We start from the raw sequence: 24,703 nt of genomic DNA on the forward strand, positions 1-24,703 counted from the left end.
CGAGCGTGCCGCAGACCACGCTGACGCCAGCTCCCGCAGACGCCGGCGTCGCACGTGCCCTGGTCGACGACCCGTCCCAGGCGGCCGTGCTCGCGTTGCCGGACGGTCGACACGCGGCGGTCATCGGGGCGCCCGGCACGGGCAAGACGACGACGCTCGCCCGGCTCGTCGCCGACCGGTTGCACCGACCGGACGCGATCAGTCCCGACGGGCACGCCACGGTGCTCGCGCTGACCTCGGCGCGGACCGCTGCCACCGCGCTGCGTGACCGACTCGCGGCCGCCGTCGACCGCGTCGTGCCGGGTGCGCTCGCCCGGACCGTGAACTCGCTGGCCTTCCAGATCGTCGCGCACGCCGCCGCCGTCCAGGGGCAGGAGGCGCCGACGCTGCTCACCGGTGGTGAGCAGGACCGCATCATCGCCGACCTGCTCGCCGGCCACGAGCTCGACCGTACCGGTCCGGACTGGCCCGAGCCGATCACCGCGGTGGTGCGCGAGCGCGCCGGGTTCCGGACCGCGCTGCGCGACGTCATGATGCGTGCGGTGGCGGCGGGTGTCGAACCCGAGGACATGCGCGAGCTCGCCGACGAGGGCGGTCGACCCGAGTGGCGGGCCGTCGGCGACTTCGTCGACGAGTACCGGGCGTCGGTCACGGCGTTCCGTGCGACCAGCCTCGACTCCGGTGAGCTCGTCGCGTTCGCCACCGCCGCCGTGCTGCGGGGGGAGCTGCCGGCGAGCATCGCGGCCCTCGGGCTGATCGTGGTCGACGACACCCAGGAACTCGTCGAGGGCGAGGTGGCGCTGCTCGGCGCGCTCGCCCGGTCCGGCGTGCAGGTCGTCGCGTTCGGTGACCCGGACATCGCCGCCTCGGCGTTCCGCGGCGCCGAACCGGACGTGCTCGGTCGCCTGGCGGTCCGACTCGGCGTGGACCGGGTCGACGAACTCGTCCTGGGCACCGTGCACCGGTACCCCGCGCCGATCCGGTCGCTGGTCTCGGGGATCACGGGGCGCATCGGCACGGCGGCGGCCGGTCGGCAGCGCGCGGCGACGGCGAGCGACGAGGACGCCCGAGCCGACGCCGTCGTGCACCTCGAGGCCGCGAGCCGGTCGGCGCTGCTCGTCGCCATCGCCCGACGGCTCCGCGCGCACCGCCTGCTCGACGGTGTGCCGTGGCACCGGATGGCGGTCGTCACCCGCAGCGGCGCCGCCATCCCCGAGCTCGTGCGTGCCCTGTCGGTGGCCGAGGTCCCGGCGACCGCCGGCGCCGCGCCCGTCCGTCCGCGTGACGACTCGGCAGCGCGCGCGCTGCTCGACGCCGCAGCGGTCGCCCTCGGGGTGCTGCCGCTCGACGCCGCCCTGGCCACGGCGTTCGCCACCGGCCCGCTCGGTGGCCTCGACACCCTGGCGATGCGCCGGCTCCGACTCGCCCTGCGGCGCGAGGAACTCGCCGGGGACGGCACCCGCACCGCCGACGAGCTCCTGATCGACGCGCTCGGCGCCCCGGAACGTCTGGCCACCCTCGACGCCGGCTTCGCCAGGCGGGCGACCCGACTCGCGCGCAGCCTGGTGCAGGCGCACGCCGACGCCGAGGCCGGGTCGAGCATCGAGGAGATCCTCTGGGGGCTCTGGGAGCGCAGCGGCCTCGCGAAGTCGTGGGGTGGGCAGTCCGCGGCCGGCGGGGTCGGAGCGGGCGAGGCGGACCGGCACCTCGACGCCGTCGTCGGCCTGTTCACCGCCGCCAAGCGGTTCGTCGAACGCACCCCGGACGCTCCGGCCCGGGTGTTCGTCGACGACCTGCTCGGCGCCGACCTGCCCGAGGACTCCATCGGCCCCGACCGCACGGCCGGTCGCGTCCGGGTGCTCACCCCCTCGGCGACGATCGGCCTCGAGTGCGACGTCGTCGTGGTGCTCGGCCTGCAGGACGGCGTGTGGCCGAACACCCGGGTGCGCGGCAGCCTGCTCGACCCCGACGGGCTGGTCCGCGCGGCATCGGGCGTCGAGCGCTCGCCGATCGACGATCGGGCTGCGGTCGTCGCCGACGAACTCCGCCTGTTCGCCCGTGCCGTCTCCCGCGCCACCACACAGGTCGTGATCGGCACCGTCGCCAACGACGACGAGTCCCCGTCGCCGTTCGTCCGGCTGGTGCCGGTGCCGCCGGACCGGCAGCCGACCGTGCACCCACTGTCCCTGCGGGGGCTGGCCGGCTCACTGCGCCGACGGGTGGTGCTGTCCGGCGACCACGAGGCCGCCTCGGCACTGGCCCGCCTCGCCGAGGCCGAGGTCCCCGGCGCCGCACCGGACGACTGGTACGGCCTCGCCGAACCGACCACCGACGAGCCCCTGGTCGACCTCGACGCCGATCCGGCCCCCGAGGTCGAGGGCGGCGAACCCGTCGCGCCGACCGTGTCCGTCTCGCCGTCGCGCATCGGCACGTTCGAGGAGTGCCCCGTGCACTGGTTCGTGCAGACCTTCGGCGGCGGCGCACCGAGCCCGGCCATGGGGATCGGCACGATCGTGCACGAGGCCATGGAGCACGCGACCGAGATCGACGTCGAGTCGCTGTGGGAGCGGGTCGAGGCCCGGTGGGACGAACTGACCTTCGAGTCGCCGTGGGTCGCCGACCGTGAACGCGCGCGCACCCGGCGGATGATCGAGGGACTCAGCGACTACCTGCGGACCTTCGCCGGGGCCGGCCGCCGACTGCTCGGCGCCGAGACCTCGTTCGCCCTGGTCACCGGCCCCGCCCGGATGCGCGGCAGCATCGACCGCATCGAGGTCGACCCCGAGGGCCGCGTCAGCGTGGTGGACCTGAAGACCGGCCGGTCGATGCCGAGCGAGAAGAGCGACATGCCGGAGCACCCGCAGCTCGGCGCCTACCAACTGGCGGTCGAGGACGGCGCGGTCGAGGGGGTGCCGGCCGGCTCGGTGATGACGGACGCCCGACTGGTGTTCGTGCAGAACCCGCGCGGTGGGCACGCCTACTCGGAGCGGACCCAGCACGCATTCGACGCCGAGGCGCGCGACGCCTACCGGGAGCGCCTGCACGGGGTCGCGCGCGGCATGGCCGGGCGCACGTTCCTGGCGAACGTGGACGACCACTGCGAGAAGGCCCGGACCGGCGTCGAGTGCCGCATCCACGTGGTCGCGGAGGTGACCTGGTGACCGACACGACCGACACGACCGACACGACCGACGTGACCGACACGGCAGGGACTCTCGCGCCCGCGATCCGGCACGGCGCCGACGCCATCGCCGACGCCCTCGGCCGTCCCCGCCCGACCGCGCAGCAGCGCGCCGTCATCGAGTCCCCGCTCGCCCCCGCCCTGGTCGTCGCCGGCGCCGGCAGCGGCAAGACCGAGACGATGGCGTCGCGCGTGGTCTGGCTCCTGGCGAACGGCCTCGTCCGCCCCGACGAGGTCCTCGGCCTGACGTTCACCCGCAAGGCCGCCGGCGAGCTCTCGGTCCGCATCAACGACCGCATCCGTGCGCTCGAGGACGTCGGCCTGATCACCCCGGGCGACGCCTTCGAAGCGCCGACGGTGTCGACCTACAACGCGTTCGCGAACGCCGTCTTCCGCGAGAACGCCCTGCTCGTCGGCCGCGACGGCGAGTCCCAGGTCCTGACCGAGCCCTCCGCCTGGCAGCTGGCCCGCCGCGTCGTGGTGGCCGCGCGTGACGACCGGCTGGCCGGACTCGACCGCGACGTCGACACCCTCACCGCGGCCGTGGTGGCGCTCGCCGGTGCGACGTCCGAGCACCTCGTCGAACCCGAGGACCTCCGTCGTTTCGCCGTCGAGTTCTCCGACCTGCTCGAGTTGCCCGGCAACCGGGGCAAGCCGTACAAGGCGATCACCGACGCCGTCGCCGCGATCGGTGCACTGGAACCCCTCGCCGACCTGGTCGCGGAGTTCCGGCGGCAGAAGGTCGACCGGGGCTTCGTCGAGTTCTCCGACCAGATCGCGCTGGCGCTCGCCGCGGCCGAGTCCGCGCCGCGCGTGGTCACGGACCTGCGGCAGCGGTTCGGCGTCGTGCTGCTCGACGAGTACCAGGACACCTCGGTGGTGCAGACCCGGTTCCTCGCCCGGCTGTTCCGCGGGCACTCGGTGATGGCAGTGGGCGATCCGCACCAGTCGATCTACGGGTTCCGCGGTGCGAGCGCCGCGAACCTCGCCCGCTTCCCACGCGACTTCGGGGGGACCGAGCCGGACGCGGCGCGGCCCGTCACGTTCGCGCTGTCGACGAGCTGGCGGAACCCCGTCGACGTCCTCGCGGGGGCGAACGCGATCGTGGCGCCGCTGTCCGAAGCGTCCGAGGTCGACGTCGAGCGCCTGTCACCGCGACCCGGCGCCGACACCGGGACGGTCCGTGCGGTGTTCCCGGAGACCCTGCCGGAAGAGGCCGACGAGGTCGCCGCGTGGTTCCAGGAGCACCGGAAGCGGAACCCGACCGGGTCGATGGCCCTGCTGCTCCGTGCCCGCAAGGACCTGGCGTCGTTCACCGCTGCACTCGGTGCGCGCGCGGTACCCTTCCACGTGCTCGGGACCGGCGGCCTGCTGCAGCGCCCCGAGATCGTGGACCTCGTCGCCTGCCTGCGGGTGCTGCACGACCCGGCCGCCGGCAACGACCTCATCCGGTTGCTCGCGGGCGCCCGGTGGCGGGTGGGCGCGGCGGACGTCGTCGCCCTGCACCACCTCGCGCGCTGGCTGTTCCAGCGCGACCACACCCAGCAGCGCCTCGACGACGAACTGACGGCGGCCTTCCGCGCCTCGGTCGCTGCGGGGGAGCACGGCTCGATCGTCGACGCCCTGGACTTCGTGGCGACGGCGCCGGACGACCACGGTGCGCTCGAGGGCATCACGCCCGCCGGTCGCAGCCGGATGCGGTCGCTCGGCGCGCAGCTCGCGATGCTGCGCTCGCGGGCCGGCAGCGACCTGGTCGACTTCGTGACACTCGTGGTGCAGGAGATGCGGCTCGACATCGAGGTCGCGGCGCACGAGCAGGGCAGCGGGGCGTACCTCGACGCCTTCATCGACGAACTCGCCGGGTTCGTGTCCACCGACGACCGCGCCGACCTCGGGTCCTTCCTGGGGTGGATCGACGCCGCGGCCCGTCGTGACGACATGGGCCCGCGCTCCGAGGAACCCGAAGCGGGCACGGTCCAGATCCTGACGATCCACGGATCGAAGGGCCTCGAGTGGGACGCCGTCGCGGTGCCGCGCATGGTCGAGGGCGGGCTGCCCGCACGGCCGCAGGAAGGTTCATCCGGGTGGCTCGGCTTCGGCCGTCTGCCGTACGAGTTCCGGGGGGACGGCGCCGAGCTGCCGAACCTGGCGTGGCGCGGGCAGGAGACCCAGAAGGACGTCACGACCGCGATCGACGCCTTCAAGGAGCAGGTGAAGGCCCGCAACGAGGACGAGGAACGCCGACTCACGTACGTCGCGCTGACGCGTGCCCGCCACGACCTGCTCGTGTCCGGCTCGTTCTGGGCCGGCGGCGTGCGCCCCACGGAGCCGAGCCGGTACCTGCACGACCTGGTCGAGGCCGGGGTCGTCGACGACACCGCCATCCCGGAGACCACCGTGCACGACGAGAACCCCCTCGGCGAGGACGGTGCGACGCAGCTCTGGCCGCACGTGCCGTTCGGCCAGCGGGCGCCCCGGGTGCTCGCGGCGGCCGAGCGGGTGCGGAACGCCAACCCCGGCGCCTCCGGCCGGTACGCCGCCGACATCGACCTGCTGCTCGCCGAACGACGCGCGACCCGGAACGCGAAGCACGCGGTCGTGGTCCCGCACCGTGTGCCGGCCTCCGGCTTCAAGGACTACCTGACCGAGCCGGACAAGGTGGCCGAGCGCCTGCGTCGGCCGATGCCGGAGCGTCCGTACCGCGCGACACGGCTCGGCACGCTGTTCCACCAGTGGGTCGAGCAACGCGCCCGGACGGGCGGGTCGCTCGAGACCCTCGACGTGTGGGGCGACGAGCTCGACCTCGACGCCGACGACCTGGTGGACGCCTCGCCCGACGCCGTGGTCACGGACGACGACGCCCGACGGCTGGCCGACTTCCAGGCGACCTTCGCGCGCTCCCGGTGGGCCGGTCGCACGCCGGTGGAGGTCGAGCGGGAGATCCACATCCCGTTCCTGGGGCACAGCGTCGTCTGCAAGCTCGACGCCGTCTACGAGATCGACGGGCGGGCCGAGGTCGTGGACTGGAAGACGGGCAAGGCGCCGTCCGGTGCCGACGACCTGGCCCGCCGGACCCTGCAGCTCGCCCTGTACCGGGTGGCGTACGCCGAGTTCACCGGACGGCCGCTCGACCAGGTCGACGCGGTGTTCTACTTCGTCGCGGACGACCTCGAGGTGCGTCCGACCGAGCTGCTGGACCGCGCCGGACTCGAGCGGGCCTGGACGGCCGCGATCAGCTGACCGGCGGACGCGACCGCTCGGCGGAGCGCCCCGCGCCCGTCCGGCGACGCACCGGAGGCCCGGAGCGGATCCGCCGGATCGGCACCGGGCCTCCAGACGGTTGCGTGCACCGCGACCCACGCGACCGGCGTGGACCGCTCTGCGGGCGGGCGGCGTCAGCCGTGGCGGCGTTCGGTCGACGACAGCAGCTGCTCGACCTCGCCGATCTCCATCGTCTCGGGGGACACCGACTGCAGCGGCTCCGCGCTCGGCGCGTGCACCGCGTCCACCAGTCGGTGCATCATCGCGACGGCGTCGTCGACGACCTCGGTGCTCTTCGCCTGCACGCCGTGCAGCAGCCAGTGCGCCGTCTCGAGTTCGTGGTGCACACGAGCTCGCTGGGCGAGCTGGCGGTCGCGTCCACCGCCGTTCGCCTCGTAGGCGCTCAGGACGGTGTCGAAGGCGTCGCGTCGGCCGGCGAGCACCCAGGCGAGGTCCTTCGCCGGGTCGCCCAGCCGGAGCTCTCCCCAGTCGAGGATGCCGCTGACGGCATCGCCGTCGACGAGCAGGACGCCGGTGCCGATCGAGCCGTGCACGACGGTGGGGGTGAACTGCCACAGCTGCTGGTCGCGCGCGGCGCCCTCCCACCGTTCGACCAGCGCGGCGGGCACGAGCTTGGTGGCGACGGCGCGGTCCATCACGGACACGGCGGAACGCAGCACCTCGAACGGGGTGAGCGACGGCAGGCCGGCGTCGGAGACGAAGCTCGTGGGCAGCTGGTGGATCGCGGCGACGGCGCGGCCGACACTGGTGGCGAGCTCCGGCCGCTCGGCGAGCGACGCGAGCGTCGGGTGCGCGCCCGGCAGGCGGGTCGTGACGATGGCGCGGGTCGATCCGATCGGCGCCTGTCCGCGGTACTCGGCGACCCCGAACGGGAGGCGCGTGCGGATCCCGGCGCTCAGCGCACGGATCGCGACGAGGTCGGCCGACTGCCGGGCTTCCGCCCGCTGGTTCCGGGGACGTCGGATGACCGTCTCGACGCCGTCGGCGTCGCGGAGGAGAGCCGACTCGTAGTCGCCGGCCGCGGCCGAGCCGAGCGTGCGCGTGCCCGTGACGAGGAGACCGGGCACGGCCGTCGTCGCCAACGCGGCTAGAGTGAACTGGGATCCCGCCATGCCCCTCAGGGTAGGTGCGCGGCGCCTGCACCGGTGCACGCCACGCTGTTCCCGAAGCCTTCCCAGCACGCCATGCCCGCAGGCTGTCCCTGCACCTGAACCGAGGAGCCCTCTGCCGTGACCGTCGAGTTCGCCTCCCGGCTCCCGCTGTCCCGCAACGAACTCGACCGCGACGCCGAGTTCCGCTCGACGCCGGACCTCGACAGGGTCCTGCGTGAGGACCCCGCGACCCGGTACCTGCCGGTGCACGGGTCCGAGATGCTCCGGAACGCCGACGGCACCCTGCGCTTCGTCACCGCGTCCGAGGTCCCGGCCGGAACCGTGACCCTGTACCTCGGCCGCGCGGTCGCCGATGCTGCCGACGCTCCCGCCGGCACCCGCTTCGTCGCCGCCCTCGTCGACGACGGCACCGCGGTGGCCATCGAGCCGTCCGACGACGCGTGGGAGAGCCTGCGCATGTTCGGCACCGAGCTGTCCCCGCGCGACCAGGGCCTGGCCGTCGAGGCGGTGGCGATGGCGAACTGGCACGCCGTCCACGGCTTCTCGCCCCGCACCGGGTCGGCGACCGACGTCGTGACCGGCGGCTGGGTCCGCCGCGACCCCGAGGGGCACGAGCACTTCCCGCGCACCGACGCCGCCATCATCGTCGGGGTCGTCGACGCCGACGACCGCATCCTGCTCGGCTCGAACGCCGCGTGGGACGCGAACCGCTACTCGCTGCTCGCCGGGTTCGTCGAACCGGGTGAGTCGCTCGAGGACGCCGTCCGCCGCGAGGTCTTCGAGGAGTCCGGCGTGCACGTCGAGGAGCCCGAGTACCTCGGCTCGCAGCCGTGGCCGTTCCCCGCGTCGCTGATGGTCGGCTTCCGCGCCCGCGCGGTGGACGGCGACCCGTCGACGGCGCGGCCCGACGGCGTCGAGATCCTCGACGTGCGCTGGTTCTCGCGCGAGGACATCCGGGAGCGCGCGGGGGACACCTTGCTGCTGCCCGGCCGGACGTCGATCGCCCGCGCCATCATCGAGGAGTGGTACGGCGGGCCCCTGGACCTGCCGTGAGCAACGCTGGTCGTGGGCCGGTGTCGGCTGGCGCCGGTTCGGCCGGTTCGGCCGGTTCCGCCGGTCCGGCCGGTTCCGCCGGTCCGTCCGGTTCGGCCGGTCCGGGTGTTCCCGCCGAGGTCCGTCCGCCGTCACCCGATGAACTGCTCGCCGCCCTCGACGCGGAGCAGCGCACCGTCGCCCGGACCCTGCTCGGCCCCGTCGCGGTGCTGGCGGGAGCCGGCACCGGCAAGACCCGGGCGATCACCCACCGCATCGCCTACGGGGTCGCGACCGGCACCTACGCGCCGAACCACGTCCTCGCGCTGACGTTCACCACCCGCGCCGCCGGTGAGCTGCGGTCGCGGCTCCGCTCGCTCGGCGCCGGGACGGTGCAGGCCCGCACCTTCCACGCCGCGGCGATGGCGCAGCTCAGCTACTTCTGGCCGGACACCGTCGGCGGGCACGCTCCGAAGATCGTCGAGTCCAAGGGGCGGATGATCGCGCACGCCGCCGACACCGTCGGCATGTCGGTCGACACACCGGTGCTGCGCGACCTGGCCGCCGAGGTCGAGTGGCGCAAGGTGCAGATGCTCTCGCTCGAGGAGTACGAGGCAGCCGCCGCCGAACGCGTCATGCCGCGTGACACCTCGCCGCGCCGGGTGATCGACCTGATGAAGGCGTACGAACGCCTCAAGGACGACCGCCGACAGCTCGACTTCGAGGACGTCCTGCTCGCCACCCTCGGCATGGTGGAGTCGGAGCCGCGGGTGGCGTCGTACGTGCGGCAGCAGTACCGGTTCTTCGTCGTCGACGAGTACCAGGACGTCTCGCCCGTGCAGCACGACCTGCTGCGCGCCTGGCTCGGCGGCCGCGACGACCTGTGCGTCGTCGGTGACGCCAGCCAGACGATCTACTCGTTCGCCGGTGCCTCGAGCGACTACCTGCTCGGGTTCGGCTCGGAGTTCCCGCGCGGCTCGGTCCTGCGACTCGAACGGAACTACCGCTCCACCCGCGAGGTCGTGCACGCCGCCAACGCGCTGATGCGCGGACAGCCCGGCGCCCTCGACCTGGTCGCCCAGACGCAGGAACCCGGACCCGACCCCGTCGTGGTGCCGTGTGTGCACGACGGCGACGAGGCGCAGACCATCGCCCGGCGGATCGCGGAACTCGTCGCCGCGGGGGCGAAGTACGGCGACTGCGCGGTGCTGTTCCGCGTCGGCGCGCAGTCCGCGGCGCTCGAGTCCGCGCTGGGCCGCAACGGCATCCCCTACCGCGTGCAGGGTGGCACGCGCTTCTTCAACCGCCCCGAGGTGAAGCTCGCGGTGCACCACATGCGCGGTGAAGCGATCCGGCAGACCGACGACGAACTGACCCGCCGTGTCCGTCTCGTGCTGCAGGTCAGCGGGTGGACGCCGACCGCGCCCGAGGGCACGGGCGCCGTCCGTGACCAGTGGGAAGCCCTGCAGGCGATCATGGGCCTGGCCGAGGACGCCCCCGCCGGCACGACCATGCAGCAGTTCACCCAGGACCTGGTGGACCGTGCGGCGACCCACCACGAGCCCGAGGTCGACGCCGTCACCCTGGCGACCCTGCACTCGTCGAAGGGCCTGGAGTGGCCCAACGTCGTGATCGCCGGCGCCGCCGAGGGGCTCCTGCCGATCTCCCACGCCACCACCGACACCGAGGTCGACGAGGAACGACGCCTGTTCTACGTCGGACTCACCCGTGCCCGGCGAACCGTGACCATCACGTGGTCGCGACAGGGCTCCACACGTGGGGGAGCCCGTGCTCCGAGTCGGTTCCTGGCAGCGCTCGGCACGCGCACCGCGGATGGAGCGGCACCGACCACCGGCTGACGGCCAGGTCGTCGCGGTCGAAGACCACCTGGTCAGGATCGGCGCGTTGCGTCCGCAGGGGCAGGCGCTGCACGAGCAGTCGGGTCGTGGCAGCGGCCACCGCGGCGGTCCGCCAGGGTGACAGGGGCGACGGCGGTCGTCCCCACAGCTGCGACGCGATCGCCGGCCACGCCGGGTCGTCGTCCACGCGAGCGAACTCCGCGCACTGGAGGCACGGGCCGGCCCCCGGCACGACGAACGGCCCGAGGCGGATGCGTCCGTCGCCCACCACGACCGCCAGGTGCGGCACGCCCCTGCGGGTCCAGGCGGCGCGGAGCGCCGGGTCGACGACGTGGTCGGCGACCACCACGGCGAGCCGGGGCTCGTGCTCCGGCAGGACGACCGGGCCGCCCCGCGGGGACGACGTCCGGACGACGGTCACGCCCTCACCGGACAAGTGGGCCGCGATCGTGTCCGCGAGCCCGCCGGACCCGTGCACCTCGATCCGTTCGAGCGGTTCGGGCAGGACGTCGATCACCGCGGGGGACGCCGCACCGAGCACCCGCGCGGCGACGTCCGGTGGGCAGCCCGACGTGACGGCGAGGCCGCTCAGGGCCTCGCGCCCCGTCTCACGCCGGAGGGCGCTGAGGAACCGCTCTTCGCCCGTCGTCGGGACGGCGACGACGGCACGGGGCGGATCGACCCCGAGCTGCACCGTGGCCGGGTCGCGCCAGACGAACTCGAGTGTCGGATCGATGCGGATGCCCATGACCCCACGCTGCCCGAGTCGGGGGCAGGTGTGGGGTCATGAGGTGGATCTGTGGAGAACTCGTCTGTGGCGGCGTCAGCGGGGCTGGTCGCCGGGGCGGTCCCCGTCGGTGCCGGTCTCGTCGGTGCCGGTCTCGTCGGTGCCCGTCCCGCTGTCGTCGGTGCCCGGGGCGCCGTCGTCGATCCGACCGGACTCGTCCTCGTGCGGGCGGGGACCGGTGGCGTCGTTGAGCAGGTCCTCGAGCGCCTTGTCGAACGCGTCGTCCTCTTCCGTCTGCGCGGGGTTCCGCAGCCGGGCGACCAGGGCGTCCGGTGCGTCGACGTCGTCGGACGTGGGCACCAGGTCGAAGTGCGACCAGAGGGCATCACGCTGCTCGGCGCCGAGCTCGTCCGTGACCCGCTGCCACATCGCGGCGGCCTCGCGCAGACGGCGGGGGCGCAGTTCGAGGCCGACGAGCGTCGCGAAGGCCGACTCGGCGGGCCCGCCGGCCGCCCGGCGACGGCGGACCATCTCGGCGATGGCGCCGCTCTTCGGCAGCCGGACGGTGGCGGCGGCGGTCACCGTGTCGACCCAGCCCTCGACGAGGGCGAGCATGGTCTCGAGTCGTGCCAGCGCGGCGTCCTGCTCGGGCGTCCTCGGCGGGATGAGCGCACCGGAGGCGAGCGCGTCCCGCAGCTGCTCCTGGTTGGTCGGGTCGATGTCCGCCGCGAGCTCCTCGACGCGGTCGAACGGGATGTGGATGCCCCGCGCGTAGTCCGTGATCGACGAGATGATGTGCAGACGCAGCCACCGCGCGGAGCGGAAGAGCCGCGCGTGGGCGAGTTCGCGGACCGCCAGGTAGATGCGGACCTCGTCCTCGGAGACGTCGAGTCCCTCGGCGAACTCCGCCACGTTCTGCGGCAGGAGTGCAGCGACCTGCTCGTCCAGCAGGGGCACGCCGACGTCGCCGCCGGAGACGACCTCCTTCGACAGCTGGCCGACGACCTGGCCCAGCTGGATGGCGAACAGCGCACCGCCGACGCCGCGCATCGCCTTCGAGACGTCGCCGAGCATCGCCTTGAGCTCCTCAGGAGCCCGCTGGTCGATGGCCTCGGTCAGTGCGTCGGCGATGCTGAACGCCACGGGCTCGGCGATCTGGGTCCACACCGGCACCGTCGCCTTCGCCCACTGCTCACGCGTGTAGAGGCTCGGGGTGGCGGTGAGCTCGGCGACCGTCGTGACCTCGTCCAGCCAGAGCGCCGCGACCTGGAACGCCTGGTCGGCCGCCTGCGAGGCCACCGGGTCGACGGCGTGGCCGCCCTCGCGGGCGATCGCGGTCGCGCGCTCGGCGGTCGCGGAGAAGTCGATGCCGTCCCCGCCGGACTGCGCGGCACGCTGCAGCTGGCTCATGAGGTTCGCGACGAAGGCCGGGTCGTTCGGCAGGCCAGCCGCCCCGGCGAGCTGCGACGGGTCGATCTGGCCCTCGCCCGAGAGCAGCTTGCGCAGCATCTCCTGGAAGTCGTCGTCCGGCCCCGGCTGTGGTTCATCAGGCATGCCGACTACGCTAATCGCTGCTCACGGGGCCGCACCTGGGATGCCCCCGTGGGAACGCCCGAACCGCTGCGCCGAGGGCGAACAGTCCCGCCGTACGGCGAGGACGACCGCCCCGCCGCCAGGCCCGGCGACCGCCCCTGGAAGGACCCCGCGTGACCCTCTTCGCCCCCGCGCCCCGTCGTCGTTCGCGTGCCAGGACCGTCGGGTGGGCGTTCGTGATCGGGGCAGTGGTGCTGGGCATCCTCGCGAGCGTGCTGCCGAGTCCGTACCTGATCGAGGTCCCCGGACCGGTCTACAACACCATCGGGACGCAGAAGCAGGGGACGGGCAAGGACGCGAAGGACGTCAAGCTGATCCAGGTCTCCGGGCACGAGACCTACCCCACCGCCGGGGCGCTCGACATGTTGACGGTCGGCATCCAGGGCGACGCGACGAACCGTCCGTCGTGGACCAGCGTCGTCCGCGCGATCTTCACGAAGTCCGAGGCCGTGATCCCGGTCGAGGCGATCTACCCGACCGGCACCACGACCGAGCAGGTCAACCAGCAGGACTCCGCCGACATGCAGGCGTCGCAGCAGTCCGCCGTGGCCGCGGCGCTGATCCAGCAGGGGAACGACCTGCCGACCGAACTCGAGGTCGGCACCGTGCAGCCCGGCTCGGCTGCCGACGGTCCGATCGAGAAGGGCGACGTCATCACGGCCTTCGACGGCACCTCGCTCACGACGAACGCCGACGCCACCTCGCTGCGCGAACTCGTCGCGAAGCACGGCACGTCGACCCCGGCGACCGTCACCATCGAGCGCGACGGTGCGACGAAGGACGTCCGGGTGACCCCGCGCGACGAGCAGGGCACCGCGCTCCTGGGCGTCGGCGTCACCGAGAAGTACGACTTCCCGTTCGACGTCTCGATCACGCTGCAGGACGTCGGCGGCCCCTCGGCCGGCATGATGTTCGCGCTCGGGATCATCGACGAGATCACGCCCGGCAAGCTCAACGGCGGCAAGCACGTCGCGGGCACGGGCACGATCACCGCAGACGGCGAGGTCGGGGCCATCGGCGGCATCCGGCAGAAGCTCTACGGGGCACGGGAGGCGGGCGCGACGGTGTTCCTCGCCCCGGCCGACAACTGCGACGAGGTCGTCGGGCACGTGCCGGACGGGCTCGACGTCTACAAGGTGTCGACGCTCGACCAGGCCGTCACCGACCTGCAGACCATCGCCGACGGGAAGAGCACCGCGAAGCTCGCCCGCTGCGGTTCCTGACCGGTTTCCTGAGTCCTCGCACAGTTTCACACTCCGCCCGGTCCAATAGGATCAGTGCACTGACGGCCCGCCGCGAGCCGGGCCCGCCGGTCCGACACGTCTGGAGCACATCAAGTGACGACAACCTCGTCCACCTCGGGGCGGCGTTCGCCGCGGGTCCCGATCGTGGTCACGATCATCGTGCTGGCCGCACTGGTGATCGGCTTCTTCATCTTCGCCAGCCTGTACACGGACTACGCGTGGTTCGCGCAGCTCGGGTTCCAGCAGGTCCTCACGACGCGGTGGATCGCAGGGACCCTGATGTTCCTGGCGGGCTTCCTGGGCATGGCGGTGCCGGTCTTCCTGAGCATCGGGCTGGCCTTCCGGTACCGCCCGGTCTACGCGAAGCTCAACTCGCAGCTGGACCGGTACCAGCAGGTCATCGAGCCGCTGCGTCGCGCCGTCATGATCGGCATCCCGGTGGTGCTCGGCATCTTCGCCGGGTTGTCGACCTCGGGGCGCTGGAGCATGGTGCTCGAGTACTTCAACCGGACGCCGTTCGGCAAGACGGACCCGCAGTTCGGCCTCGACATCGGCTTCTACGTCTTCGAGCTGCCGTTCTGGCGCTCGATCGTGGCGTACTCGTCGGCCGTGGTGCTGATCGCCGGCCTCGCCGCGCTCGCTGCCTGCTACCTGTACGGCGCGCTGCGCTTCGGGGGACGTGAGGTCCGCATCTCGCGTGCCGCGCGCATCCAGCTCGCCGTCACCGCAGCCCTCTACATCGCGCTGCAGGCCGTGAGCCTCTGGCTCGACCAGTACGCGGCGCTCACGAAGTCGAACTCGCTCATCACCGGCGCCCAGTACACCGAGGTGAACGCGGTCATCCCGGGTCGCGAGATCATGGCGGGCATCGCGGCGATCGTCGCGATCCTGTTCATCGTCACGGCGGTCATCGGCCGCTGGCGCATCTCGATCGTCGGGACCGGGCTGCTGCTCGTCGCCGCGATCGTCATCGGGGGCATCTACCCCTGGATCGTCCAGCGCCTGCAGGTCAAGCCCTCGGAGCGCACGTACGAGTCCGCGTACATCGAGCGGAACATCAAGGCCACGCGTGACGCCTACGGTGTCTCCGACGTCAAGGAACAGAACTACGACGCCACGACCGAGGCCAGCTCCGGCGCCCTCGCGCAGGACGCCCAGACGACGGCGAACATCCGCCTCATCGACCCGAAGATCGTCTCCGACACCTTCAGCCAGCTGCAGCAGTACCGGCAGTACTACCAGTTCCCGGACGAGCTCGACGTCGACCGCTACGACGTCAAGGGCGAGACCGAGGACACCGTCATCGCGGTGCGCGACATCGACCTCGACGGGCTGAGCTCGGCCGCGAACACCCAGTACAACCGGGCGTTCGTGTACACCCACGGCTACGGCGTGACCGCGGCCTTCGGCAACCAGCGTGCGAGCGACGGCAAGCCGGTGTTCCTCGAGTCGGGCATCCCGTCGAACGGTGCGCTGGGGGACTTCCAGCAGCGCGTGTACTTCGGTGAGACCTCGCCGGCGTACTCGATCGTCGGCGCCCCGAAGGGCTCGAAGGACGTCGAGCTCGACTACCCCTCCGGGTCCGACGACGACAACGGCGGGAACGCCACCACGACGTACTCCGGCGACGGCGGACCGAGTGTGGGCAACTTCTTCAACCGACTCGTCTACGCGGCGAAGTTCCAGTCGGAGCAGGTCCTGCTGTCGGACGCCGTCAACAAGGACTCCCAGATCCTCTACGACCGCGACCCGATCACGCGTGTGCAGAAGGTGGCTCCGTACCTGACGGTCGACAGCGACGCCTACCCGGCGATCGTCGACCACCGCATCCAGTGGGTCGTGGACGGCTACACGACGAGCGACGCCTACCCGTACTCGCAGAGCCAGAGCCTGTCGGACAGCATCGCCGGTTCGGAGTCCTCGGCGTACCGCACCGACCAGGTGAACTACATCCGCAACTCGGTGAAGGCCACGGTCGACGCCTACACGGGCAAGGTGACCCTCTACGCGTGGGACACCAAGGACCCGGTGCTGAAGACCTGGGAGAAGATCTTCCCGACGTCGGTCAAGTCGGTGTCGAGCATGAGCGCCGAGCTGCTGGACCACGTCCGGTACCCGACGGACCTCTTCAAGGTGCAGCGGTCGATCCTCGGCACGTACCACGTGACGAACGCGAACTCGTTCTACTCGGGTGACGACGCGTGGAACACGCCGCAGGAGCCCACCACGACCGGTGGGACGGACAGCGACGCGAGCGCGGCGGACACGTCGACGACCACGAACGCCCTGGGCGCGCAGACGACGACGACCGCGAGCAAGGCGAACCTGCAGGACCCGTACTACCTGACGATGAAGGTGCCGGGGCAGGAGACCGCGTACAACCTGTACACGACCTACATCCCGCAGCAGTCCGCCGGCGCGAACAACCGCAACGTCCTGACGGGGTACCTGGCGGCCGACTCCGACGCGGGAGGTGCGGGCAAGGGCAAGAAGGCGTCGGGCTACGGCAAGCTCACGTTGTTGACGATGCCGAAGACCGACAACATCCCGGGCCCGGCGCAGGTGCAGAACCTGTTCAACTCGGACACCACGGTGTCGCAGGAGCTGAACATCCTGAAGCGCGGCAACTCGACGGTGAAGCAGGGCAACCTGCTCACGCTGCCGGTCGGCGGCGGCTTCCTGTACGTGCAGCCCGTGTACGTCCAGTCGACGTCGAGCGGCTCGTACCCGCTGCTGCAGAAGGTGCTGGTCGCGTTCGGCGACAAGATCGCGTTCGAGGACACTCTCGACGAGGCGCTCAACTCGCTGTTCGGCGGTGACTCCGGTGCTGCTGCCGGCGATTCCGATGCCAGCGGCTCGGGGAGTGGCTCCGGTTCGTCGGATTCGGATTCGGGTTCGTCCGGCTCCGGCTCCGGCTCCGACACGGGGTCCGGTTCGACGGGCGGTACGAGCGGCTCGGGTGCCACGGGCAACGACGCGCTGCAGCAGGCGCTGTCCGACGCGAACGACGCCCTGCAGGACCGCCAGCAGGCCTACGCCGACAACGACCTGGTCGCCGCGGCCGAGGCCGACAAGCGCCTGCAAGAGGCGATCGAGGCCGCGACCGCAGCCGAAGACGGCAGCTGACACGCCGTGGCGGGGCACACGATTTGTGCCCCGCCACGACCGTGTGTAGGCTATTCAACGTGCCGCGGGGTGGAGCAGTTCGGTAGCTCGCTGGGCTCATAACCCAGAGGTCGTAGGTTCAAATCCTGCCCCCGCAACCAAGCGTCACACGAAAGCCCCGGTCCGAAAGGACCGGGGCTTTCCTCGTTCCCGGACTCGTGCACGCGGGAGCGCGCCGCGGTGCGCCGCGGCGCGCCGGTACGCTCGGCGGATGGGCACCCTCACGATCGCCGCCGCGCAGTTCGCTCCCGCGGACGACAGCGCCGCGAACCTCGAGACCGTCCGGGCCGCGGCCGTCGACGCCGCCGCGCGGGGAGCGGCGCTGCTCGTCACGCCGGAGTACTCGTCGTACTTCACGGCCGAGATCGACGACCGGTTCGTCGCCGCAGCGCAACCGCTCGACGGCCCCTTCGTGTCCGGGCTGCAGGACATCGCCCGCGACACCGGTGTCGCCCTGGTCGTCGGGATCGCCGAGACGACGGAAGCAGCGACGACGGACGCGGCGACCACGGCGGGGCCCACGCGCTTCCGCAACACCCTGGTGGCGGTGCTCCCCACCGGCGAGCTCGCGGCGACGTACCGGAAGGTGCACCTCTACGACGCCTTCGGTTCGCGGGAGTCCGACCGCATCGAGTCCGGCGATCCGGAGCAGCTGCCGGTCTTCGAGCTCGAGGGCGTCCGGATCGGACTCGAGACCTGTTACGACCTGCGCTTCCCCGAGGTCACCCGGCGGCTGGCCGCACCGGAGCACGGTGCGGCCGACGTCGTCGTGCTGCCGGCCGAGTGGGTGCGCGGCCCGGGCAAGGAACACCACTGGCGGACGCTGCTCACGGCGCGGGCGATCGAGAACACCGTCTGGGTCGTCGGCGTCGGCCAGACGCCGCCGATCGGCATCGGCGCCTCGGTGGTGCTCGACCCCTCCGGCGTCGCGGTCGCCGCCGCCGGGTCCACGCCCGGCAGGCTCGTCGCGACCGTCGACACAGCGGTCACCGACGCCGTCCGGCGCGTGAACCCGTCATTGGGCCTCCGGCGGTACGACGTCGCGCTGCGCGCCCTGCCCGGAGGCGCGGCTCGCCGCTGACGCGCGCGTCCCGTCCGGTGCGTGGTCGCGGCTGCGCCGGTGGCGGGATCGGGCTCAGGACGGCGCGTGGAGGCGTGCCAGGCGTTCGGCGGCGTCCTCGAGGACCGAGCGCCGCTTGCAGAACGCGAACCGCACGAGCGACCGGTAGCCCGCGGCGTGGTCCGGTCGGACGAACGCCGACACCGGCACGCCGACGACCCCGGCGAGTGCGGGCAGCTCGAGACAGAAGGCCCGCGCGTCGTCATACCCGAGCGGCGCGGTGTCGGCGATCACGAAGTACCCGCCGTCCGGGCGCATCACGTCGAAGCCCGCTGACCGGAGCCCCGAGGCGAGCAGTTCGTGCTTGGCGGCGAGTTCGGCGGCGATCCCGGCGAAGACGGCGTCGGGCAACCGCAGTCCCACGGCGACGGCCGGCTGGAACGGCGCCCCGTTGACGAAGGTCAGGTACTGCTTCACCGTCGTGATCGCGTCGACGAGCGTCGGGGGAGCGGTCAGCCACCCGATCTTCCACCCGGTCGTGCTGAAGGTCTTGCCGGCGCTCGAGATCGACACCGTCCGCTCGGCGGCTCCGGGCAGGGTGGCGATGGGCGTGTGCGGGACGGTGAACGTCAGGTGCTCGTAGACCTCGTCGGTGACGATCACGGCGTCGTACCGGGTCGCGAGTTCCACGATCGTGCGCAGGACCTCGTCGGGCAGGACCCTGCCGGTCGGGTTGTGCGGCGTGTTGACGAGGACGACGCGGGTGCGGTCGGTGAACGCGGCCCGCAGGGTGTCCTCGTCCGGCAGGAAGTCGGGGGCCGTGAGGGGCACCGTGACGTGGGTGCCGCCGGCGAGCCGGACGAGCGCGCCGTAGGCGTCGTAGAACGGTTCGAACGTGATGACCTCGTCGCCCGGTTCGACCAGGGCGAGGAGCGTCGCCGCGAGGGCCTCGGTGGCGCCGGCGGTGACCAGGACCTGGCGGTCGGGATCGACGTCGAGGCCGTACCACCGCTGCTGGTGCTCGGCCACGGCGGTGCGGAGGTCGGCCGTCCCGCGTCCGGGCGGGTACTGGTTGACGCCGTCCCGGATGGCGCGGACCGCGGCCTCGAGCACCTCGGCGGGGCCGTCCTGGTCCGGGAAGCCCTGCCCGAGGTTGATCGCTCCGGTGCTCGCGGCGAGAGCGCTCATCTCGGCGAAGACGGTGGGCGCGGGGATGCCGTCCGGTCCCAGGAGCATCGCTCCCTCGGCTGCTCGCAACCAGGGTCCTGCCTGCCGCATGTGGTTCCCTCCGGTGACGGCGACGACGTGTCGCGCTGAACGGACCCCAACCTAGCTGGCCGTCCGACGGCGATCCGGGGACGGACCCACAGCCCACGCATAAGATCGGCAGAGGATGCTTCCAGCGTCGCCAGAAGCACCGCTCAGGTGGTTGCGACAGACTGCACGAGCTTGAAAGGAGCACGTCCAGCATGACCGACACCACGCCCAACGGGCAGGGCGACGAACGCCGTCCGGACGATGCGGCATCGCCTGCCGCCAGCGAGGACGCCGCCGCAGCGGCCACGAAGGGGAACACGTCGGTGCCGAACGACTCCGAGCAGTTCAACGACGCCGAGCGGTCCGACGCCGCCGCGCAGCACGCGGCTCCGTCCGACGACGCCACGGGCGCCGACCACACCGATGTGATCCCGTCGGCGACCGACCACCCCACGGACCGCTACACGGCTCCGTACCCGACGCTCTCCGGTGACCAGCAGCCCGGCCCCGGCCAGCAGCAGACCGGCTACGGACAGCAGACCTCGCCGTACGGGCAGGCGTCCCAGTACGGGCAGCAGCCTGCGGCCGACCAGACGAGCCCGTACGGCCAGCAGTCGCAGTACGGCCAGCAGCCGCAGTACGGTCAGAACCAGCAGAGCCAGTACGGCCAGCAGTCCGCGTACGGCCAGAACCAGCAGTCCGCGTACGGCCAAAACCAGCAGTCCGCGTACGGCCAGAACCAGCAGTCCCCGTACGGCCAGAACCAGCAGCCGCAGTACGGCCAGCAGCCGACCGCGGGTCAGCCCCGGTACGGCGAGTACGCCCAGCCGGCTTCCGCCGCGGCCCCCGCGTCCTCGTCGGAGTACGCGACCGCATCGGCGCAGGCGCCGCAGTCCGCCACGAGCGCCTTCGGCGACGTCGACGGCGCGAACCAGCGCAACGGCCACTACTTCGACGACGGCGCCTCCGGCGCGGCCTCGACCGCCGCCGGCACCCGCTCGGGCCGCAGCAAGCTCGTCCTGCCGATCGTCGCAGGTCTGGTCGTCGCAGGTCTGGTCGGCGGCGGTGCCGGCTGGCTCGCCGGGTCGTCGCAGGGTGGCACGGTCACCTCGTCGCCCGGATCGTCGCAGGGCGGCAACCTGACGGTGAACGACTACGACTCCGCGACCGTCGTCACCGCGGTCGCGGCACAGGCGACACCGTCGGTCGTGACGATCAACGTGTCGGCCAGCAGCGAGGCCGGGACCGGCTCGGGCGTCGTGATGAGCAAGGACGGCTACATCGTCACGAACACCCACGTGGTGACGCTCGACGGCGACAGCTCGAACGGCCGCATCACGGTGACGACCTCGAACGGCAAGATCTACGCGGGCAAGCTCATCGGCACCGACCCGACGGTCGACCTCGCCGTCATCAAGATCGACGCGACCGACCTCAAGCCGATGGAGTTCGCCGACTCGTCGAAGCTCAACGTCGGTGACACCGCGGTCGCGATCGGTGCGCCCCTGGGCCTGTCGAACACGGTCACGGACGGCATCGTCTCGACCCTGAACCGCAGCATCCAGGTCACGTCGAGCGCTCCCAGCGAGGGTGGCGACTCCAACGAGGGCGGCAACGGCGGCAGCGGTCCCTTCGACTTCTGGGGCAACGGCGACAACGGCAGCAGCTCGTCCGCGAACACGACGGTCTCGCTGCCGGTCATCCAGACCGACGCGTCGATCAACCCCGGCAACTCCGGTGGTGCGCTGCTCGACGCGAAGGGCAAGCTGATCGGCATCAACGTCGCGATCGCGTCGGCCGGCAGCTCGTCGTCGTCGGACTCGGCGGCCGGCAGCATCGGCGTGGGCTTCTCGATCCCGTCGAACCTGGTGGAGCGCGTCGCGAACGAGATCAAGGACAAGGGCTCGGCCACGCACGGTCTGCTCGGCGCGACCGTGGGCGATGCATCCGAGGACGCGAGCGCGACCCAGATGGGTGCCCTCATCAAGTCGGTCTCGTCCGGCGGGGCGGCCGCGAAGGCCGGTCTGCAGAAGGGCGACGTCGTCACGAAGATCGGTTCGGCGACCGTCTCCGACGCGACCGACCTGACGGCGCAGGTCCGCTACTTCGCGGGCGGCGCGTCGACGACGATCAGCTACATCCGGAACGGCCAGTCCCACGAGGCGGACGTGACCCTGGGCACGTACGACAGCAAGGGCTGACGCCACCACGGACAGGACGGGAGGCCCGGTGCACGACGTGCGCCGGGCCTCCCGTCCGTCTGCGGGCCGCGTCGCGGGCGCACCGCAGGTTCCGGGTTCGGGTCTTGATAGGCTCATGGTCGCTCTGCGGGGCGGCACCGCCCCGGTGCGTCCCGTGCACCCAGCCAGCACCCCGAGGTACGCATGCAGACAGACGGACAGCCCCTGCCGGGCGTCTCGTACGTGATGCCCGTGCTCAACGAGGTCACCGAGGTCCGCGCTGCGGTCGCCAGCCTGCTCGACCAGGACTACTCCGGCGTGTTCGAGGTCATCCTCGCGCTCGGCCCCTCGATCGACGGCACGAACGAGCTCGTTGCCGAGATGAGCGCGGCCGATCCGCGCATCCGGGCGATCGACAACCCGGTCGGGTCCACACCGGCGGGTCTGAACGTCGCGATCCGGGCGTCGGTGCACCCCGTCGTGGTCCGTGTCGACGCACACTCGGTCCTGCCCCCGGACTACACGCGCATCGCCGTCCGCACCCTGCTCGAGTCCGGCGCGGACAACGTCGGCGGCATCATGCGCGCCGAGGGCCGCAGCCCGTTCGAGCGGGCCGTCGCGCTGGCGTACGGCAGCCGCGTCGGGCTCGGCGGGACCCCGCACCACGTCGGCGGGACCGCTGGCCCCGCCGAGACGGCGTACCTCGGCGTCTTCCGACGCGACCGCCTGTTCGAGGTCGGCCTGTTCGACGAGGGCATCAAGCGTGGTCAGGACTGGGAGCTCAACCGACGCCTGCGCCAGACCGGCGGCACCGTCTGGTTCACCCCCGAGCTGGTCGTCACCTACCGCCCGCGACCGAGCCTGAAGCGCCTGGTGCGGCAGTTCGTCGCGACCGGGTTGTGGCGCGGGGAGCTCGCCCGCCGGTTCCCCGCGAACAACGGCCTGCGGTACTTCGTGCCACCGGCGATGGTCGCCGCGATGGCCGTCGGGATCCTCGCCGGCATCGTCGGCATCATCGGTGCGGCCCTCGGCAGCCCGGTCGCCTGGGCACTGCTCGGGTTCGCCGTGCCCGCCGTGTACCTGCTCTTCGTCATCGTCGGGTCGGTCGCCGTCGCGCGTCGGTCCGGGGCGGCGACCTTCCTCTGGTTGCTCGTGGTGCTGCCCTGCATCCACGTGGGTTGGGGGCTCGGTTTCATCATCGGGTTCCTCACCCGCACCTCCGAGTTGACCACCCACACCGGACGGTGACACCCATGACCGACCACGCCACCCCCGGCCGCGGATCCGCACGCCCGACGTCGATCGCCGAGCTGCGGGCCGTCGCCCAGCCGGACGAGGTCCGTGCCCGCGCCAACGCCGAGCACTGGACGGCGTCGCTGTACCTGCGCGACGTCTCGCCGTACCTGACCTGGGTGCTGCTGAAGACCCGCGTCAGCGCGAACCAGGTGACCGGTCTGATGATCCTGGTCGGGTGGAGCATCGCCGCGGCCCTGCTCATCCCGGGCATCTGGGGCGCAGCGCTCGCCCTGGTGCTCGGGCAGCTGCAGATGCTCGTAGACTGCTGCGATGGCGAGGTCGCACGGTGGCGTGGCACCCGGTCGCCCGCCGGGGTGTTCCTGGACAAGGTCGGGCACTACACGACCGAGGGGCTGATCCCGGTCGCGCTGGGCATCCGTGCCGCCACCTGGCCGATCCACGGCGCCGACTGGATGTGGACGACGATCGGTTGCGCCCTCGGTCTGGTCATCGTGCTGAACAAGGCACTCAACGACATGGTGCACGTCGCCCGCGCGAACGCGGGGCTCGACAAGCTCGTCGACCGACGCGACGCCTCGACCGCGCCGTCCGGCCGGAAGCTCGCCTCGCTGCGCCGCCTGGCCCGGTTCCTGCCGTTCCACCGCCTGTACCACTCGGTCGAGCTGAGCATGCTGGCGTTCCTGTTCGCGCTCATCGGACTGGCGATCGGCGACACGCTCGCCAGCCGGATCCTGGTCGGCGCGCTGCTGCCCCTCGCCGTGCTGGCGACCGTCGGGCACTTCCTGGCGATCATCGCGTCGAAGCGGGTCAAGGCATGACCGACGACGCGGAGACCGCAGACCCGGTGACGCCGGGGACGGTGCGTCGCCACGCGGTCCCGCACCGTGCGCGGCCGCGCGTCGCCGTCGTGAGCCTGTCGCAGGGCACCCGGCCGGAGGACCTCCGCCGCGGGCTCGACAGCGTGCTCGCGCAGCAGGGCGTCGAGCTCGACGTGGTCTGCGTCGGCAACGGCTGGGAGCCGACCGGTCTGCCGGACGGGGTCCGGACGCTGGCGCTGCCGGAGAACCTCGGGATCCCGGCCGGACGGAACGCCGGCGCGGAGGTCGTCGACGGGGACTACGTGTTCTTCCTGGACGACGACGCCTCGATCCCGTCGGTGACGTTCCTGCAGGACGCCGTCGCCCGGTTCGAGCGCGACCCCTCGCTCGGACTGCTCCAGCCACGCGTGGTCGACCCGACCGGCGCTGCGAACCCACGTCGCTGGGTCCCGCGCATCCGCAAGGGTGAGCCGGACCACTCGTCGCCGGTGTTCTCGGTGTGGGAGGGCGCCGTGGTGCTGCCGATGGACGTCTACCGGGTCGTCGGTGGCTGGGGAGCCGAGTACTTCTACGCCCACGAGGGCATCGAGCTCGCGTGGCGGGTGTGGGACGCCGGTCGACGTGCCTGGTACGCGGGCGACCTGGTCGCCCACCACCCGGCCATCGACCCGGCGCGGCACACCGAGTACTACCGCCTGAACGCCCGCAACCGCGTCTGGTTGGCCCGACGGAACCTGCCGGCGCCGCTCCGGCCGCTGTACGTCGGCTCGTGGGCCGCGATCCAGGTCGCACGCTGGTGGCGGCACCCGCGACGCCTGGCGACGTGGTTCGCCGGGATCCGTGAGGGCTGGACCACCGACTGCGGACCGACGCGGCCGATGAGCTGGCTGACGGTCGCACGGATGACCATCGCCGGCCGCCCGCCGGTCGTCTGAC

The 24,703-nt window shown here is 72.3% G+C and carries 15 protein-coding genes and 1 tRNA gene; 12 read left to right on the forward strand and 4 right to left on the reverse strand.

Features of this window, described 5'->3' with window-relative positions:
* Positions 1 to 5: 5 nt before the first annotated feature.
* Positions 6 to 3,161, forward strand: coding sequence for a PD-(D/E)XK nuclease family protein (locus ACGH48_RS05230; protein ID WP_396290440.1), 3,156 nt, complete (start codon positions 6 to 8; stop codon positions 3,159 to 3,161).
* The gene (locus ACGH48_RS05235; RefSeq protein WP_396290442.1) at positions 3,158 to 6,421 is read left to right on the forward strand and encodes a UvrD-helicase domain-containing protein; all 3,264 of its coding nucleotides are present in this window, start codon (positions 3,158 to 3,160) and stop codon (positions 6,419 to 6,421) included. Before ACGH48_RS05230 ends, ACGH48_RS05235 begins: the two co-directional genes overlap by 4 nt.
* 155 nt (positions 6,422 to 6,576) lie before the next feature.
* On the opposite strand, the gene ACGH48_RS05240 is transcribed toward ACGH48_RS05235, so the two are convergent.
* On the reverse strand, positions 6,577 to 7,575 hold the full coding sequence (locus ACGH48_RS05240; protein WP_123313351.1) for a phosphotransferase: 999 nt from the start codon (positions 7,573 to 7,575) through the stop codon (positions 6,577 to 6,579).
* Between the two features lie 117 nt (positions 7,576 to 7,692).
* Between ACGH48_RS05240 and nudC the strand changes: the two genes are divergently transcribed.
* Positions 7,693 to 8,628: an NAD(+) diphosphatase gene (gene nudC, locus ACGH48_RS05245; RefSeq protein WP_396290444.1), complete on the forward strand. Its 936-nt coding sequence runs from the start codon at positions 7,693 to 7,695 to the stop codon at positions 8,626 to 8,628.
* The gene (locus ACGH48_RS05250; protein WP_396290446.1) at positions 8,625 to 10,466 is read left to right on the forward strand and encodes an ATP-dependent helicase; all 1,842 of its coding nucleotides are present in this window, start codon (positions 8,625 to 8,627) and stop codon (positions 10,464 to 10,466) included. The genes nudC and ACGH48_RS05250 overlap by 4 nt, the downstream gene beginning before the upstream one ends.
* On the opposite strand, the gene ACGH48_RS05255 is transcribed toward ACGH48_RS05250, so the two are convergent.
* Complete coding sequence (locus ACGH48_RS05255) at positions 10,357 to 11,214, reverse strand: hypothetical protein (protein WP_396290448.1); 858 nt, start codon at positions 11,212 to 11,214, stop codon at positions 10,357 to 10,359. The genes ACGH48_RS05250 and ACGH48_RS05255 overlap by 110 nt on opposite strands.
* 75 nt (positions 11,215 to 11,289) lie before the next feature.
* Positions 11,290 to 12,747: a zinc-dependent metalloprotease gene (locus tag ACGH48_RS05260; RefSeq protein ID WP_396290450.1), complete on the reverse strand. Its 1,458-nt coding sequence runs from the start codon at positions 12,745 to 12,747 to the stop codon at positions 11,290 to 11,292.
* Positions 12,748 to 12,899: 152 nt separating this feature from the next.
* Between ACGH48_RS05260 and ACGH48_RS05265 the strand changes: the two genes are divergently transcribed.
* The 4 genes from ACGH48_RS05265 (at position 12,900) to ACGH48_RS05280 (ending at position 18,276) form a co-directional block, all read left to right on the forward strand.
* Positions 12,900 to 14,009 (forward strand): S16 family serine protease, encoded by a 1,110-nt coding sequence (locus tag ACGH48_RS05265; RefSeq protein WP_340197376.1) that lies wholly within the window; start codon positions 12,900 to 12,902, stop codon positions 14,007 to 14,009.
* A 165-nt stretch (positions 14,010 to 14,174) separates the two neighbouring features.
* A complete protein-coding gene (locus tag ACGH48_RS05270; RefSeq protein ID WP_396290452.1) occupies positions 14,175 to 17,156 on the forward strand; it encodes a UPF0182 family protein in 2,982 nt (993 codons plus the stop codon).
* A 63-nt stretch (positions 17,157 to 17,219) separates the two neighbouring features.
* Positions 17,220 to 17,296, forward strand: a tRNA-Met gene (locus tag ACGH48_RS05275).
* Positions 17,297 to 17,406: 110 nt separating this feature from the next.
* Positions 17,407 to 18,276 (forward strand): carbon-nitrogen hydrolase family protein, encoded by an 870-nt coding sequence (locus ACGH48_RS05280; protein ID WP_396290454.1) that lies wholly within the window; start codon positions 17,407 to 17,409, stop codon positions 18,274 to 18,276.
* 54 nt (positions 18,277 to 18,330) lie between these two features.
* On the opposite strand, the gene ACGH48_RS05285 is transcribed toward ACGH48_RS05280, so the two are convergent.
* Positions 18,331 to 19,533 carry an aminotransferase class I/II-fold pyridoxal phosphate-dependent enzyme gene (locus ACGH48_RS05285; protein ID WP_396290456.1) on the reverse strand — a complete coding sequence of 401 codons (1,203 nt, stop codon included), beginning with the start codon at positions 19,531 to 19,533 and terminating at the stop codon, positions 18,331 to 18,333.
* A gap of 191 nt (positions 19,534 to 19,724) precedes the next feature.
* Here ACGH48_RS05285 and ACGH48_RS05290 point away from each other — a divergent pair, with 191 nt between their 5' ends.
* The 4 genes from ACGH48_RS05290 to ACGH48_RS05305 all read left to right on the forward strand — a co-directional run bounded on the left by ACGH48_RS05290 (position 19,725) and on the right by ACGH48_RS05305 (position 24,702).
* Positions 19,725 to 21,713, forward strand: a complete 1,989-nt coding sequence (locus tag ACGH48_RS05290; protein WP_396290458.1) for a S1C family serine protease — start codon at positions 19,725 to 19,727, stop codon at positions 21,711 to 21,713.
* A gap of 183 nt (positions 21,714 to 21,896) precedes the next feature.
* Positions 21,897 to 22,940, forward strand: coding sequence for a glycosyltransferase family 2 protein (locus ACGH48_RS05295; RefSeq protein WP_396290460.1), 1,044 nt, complete (start codon positions 21,897 to 21,899; stop codon positions 22,938 to 22,940).
* A 5-nt stretch (positions 22,941 to 22,945) separates the two neighbouring features.
* Positions 22,946 to 23,767, forward strand: a complete 822-nt coding sequence (locus ACGH48_RS05300) for a CDP-alcohol phosphatidyltransferase family protein (protein ID WP_123313359.1) — start codon at positions 22,946 to 22,948, stop codon at positions 23,765 to 23,767.
* Positions 23,764 to 24,702, forward strand: coding sequence for a glycosyltransferase family 2 protein (locus tag ACGH48_RS05305; RefSeq protein ID WP_396290463.1), 939 nt, complete (start codon positions 23,764 to 23,766; stop codon positions 24,700 to 24,702). Before ACGH48_RS05300 ends, ACGH48_RS05305 begins: the two co-directional genes overlap by 4 nt.
* The last annotated feature ends 1 nt before the right edge of the window (position 24,703 follow it).

Origin of the sequence: Curtobacterium pomorum (assembly GCF_044497295.1) — a bacterium.
In the GTDB taxonomy this organism is placed as follows: Bacteria; Actinomycetota; Actinomycetes; order Actinomycetales; family Microbacteriaceae; genus Curtobacterium.

Bases quoted from the DNA above. Each gene is read 5' to 3' on its own strand.
- ACGH48_RS05255 (WP_396290448.1), bottom strand. From the start codon at position 11,214: ATGGGCATCCGCATCGATCCGACACTCGAGTTCGTCTGGCGCGACCCG.
- ACGH48_RS05260 (WP_396290450.1), bottom strand. From the start codon at position 12,747: ATGCCTGATGAACCACAGCCGGGGCCGGACGACGACTTCCAGGAGATG.
- ACGH48_RS05240 (WP_123313351.1), bottom strand. From the start codon at position 7,575: ATGGCGGGATCCCAGTTCACTCTAGCCGCGTTGGCGACGACGGCCGTG.
- ACGH48_RS05295 (WP_396290460.1), top strand. From the start codon at position 21,897: ATGCAGACAGACGGACAGCCCCTGCCGGGCGTCTCGTACGTGATGCCC.
- ACGH48_RS05290 (WP_396290458.1), top strand. From the start codon at position 19,725: ATGACCGACACCACGCCCAACGGGCAGGGCGACGAACGCCGTCCGGAC.
- ACGH48_RS05305 (WP_396290463.1), top strand. From the start codon at position 23,764: ATGACCGACGACGCGGAGACCGCAGACCCGGTGACGCCGGGGACGGTG.
- ACGH48_RS05300 (WP_123313359.1), top strand. From the start codon at position 22,946: ATGACCGACCACGCCACCCCCGGCCGCGGATCCGCACGCCCGACGTCG.
- ACGH48_RS05285 (WP_396290456.1), bottom strand. From the start codon at position 19,533: ATGCGGCAGGCAGGACCCTGGTTGCGAGCAGCCGAGGGAGCGATGCTC.
- ACGH48_RS05280 (WP_396290454.1), top strand. From the start codon at position 17,407: ATGGGCACCCTCACGATCGCCGCCGCGCAGTTCGCTCCCGCGGACGAC.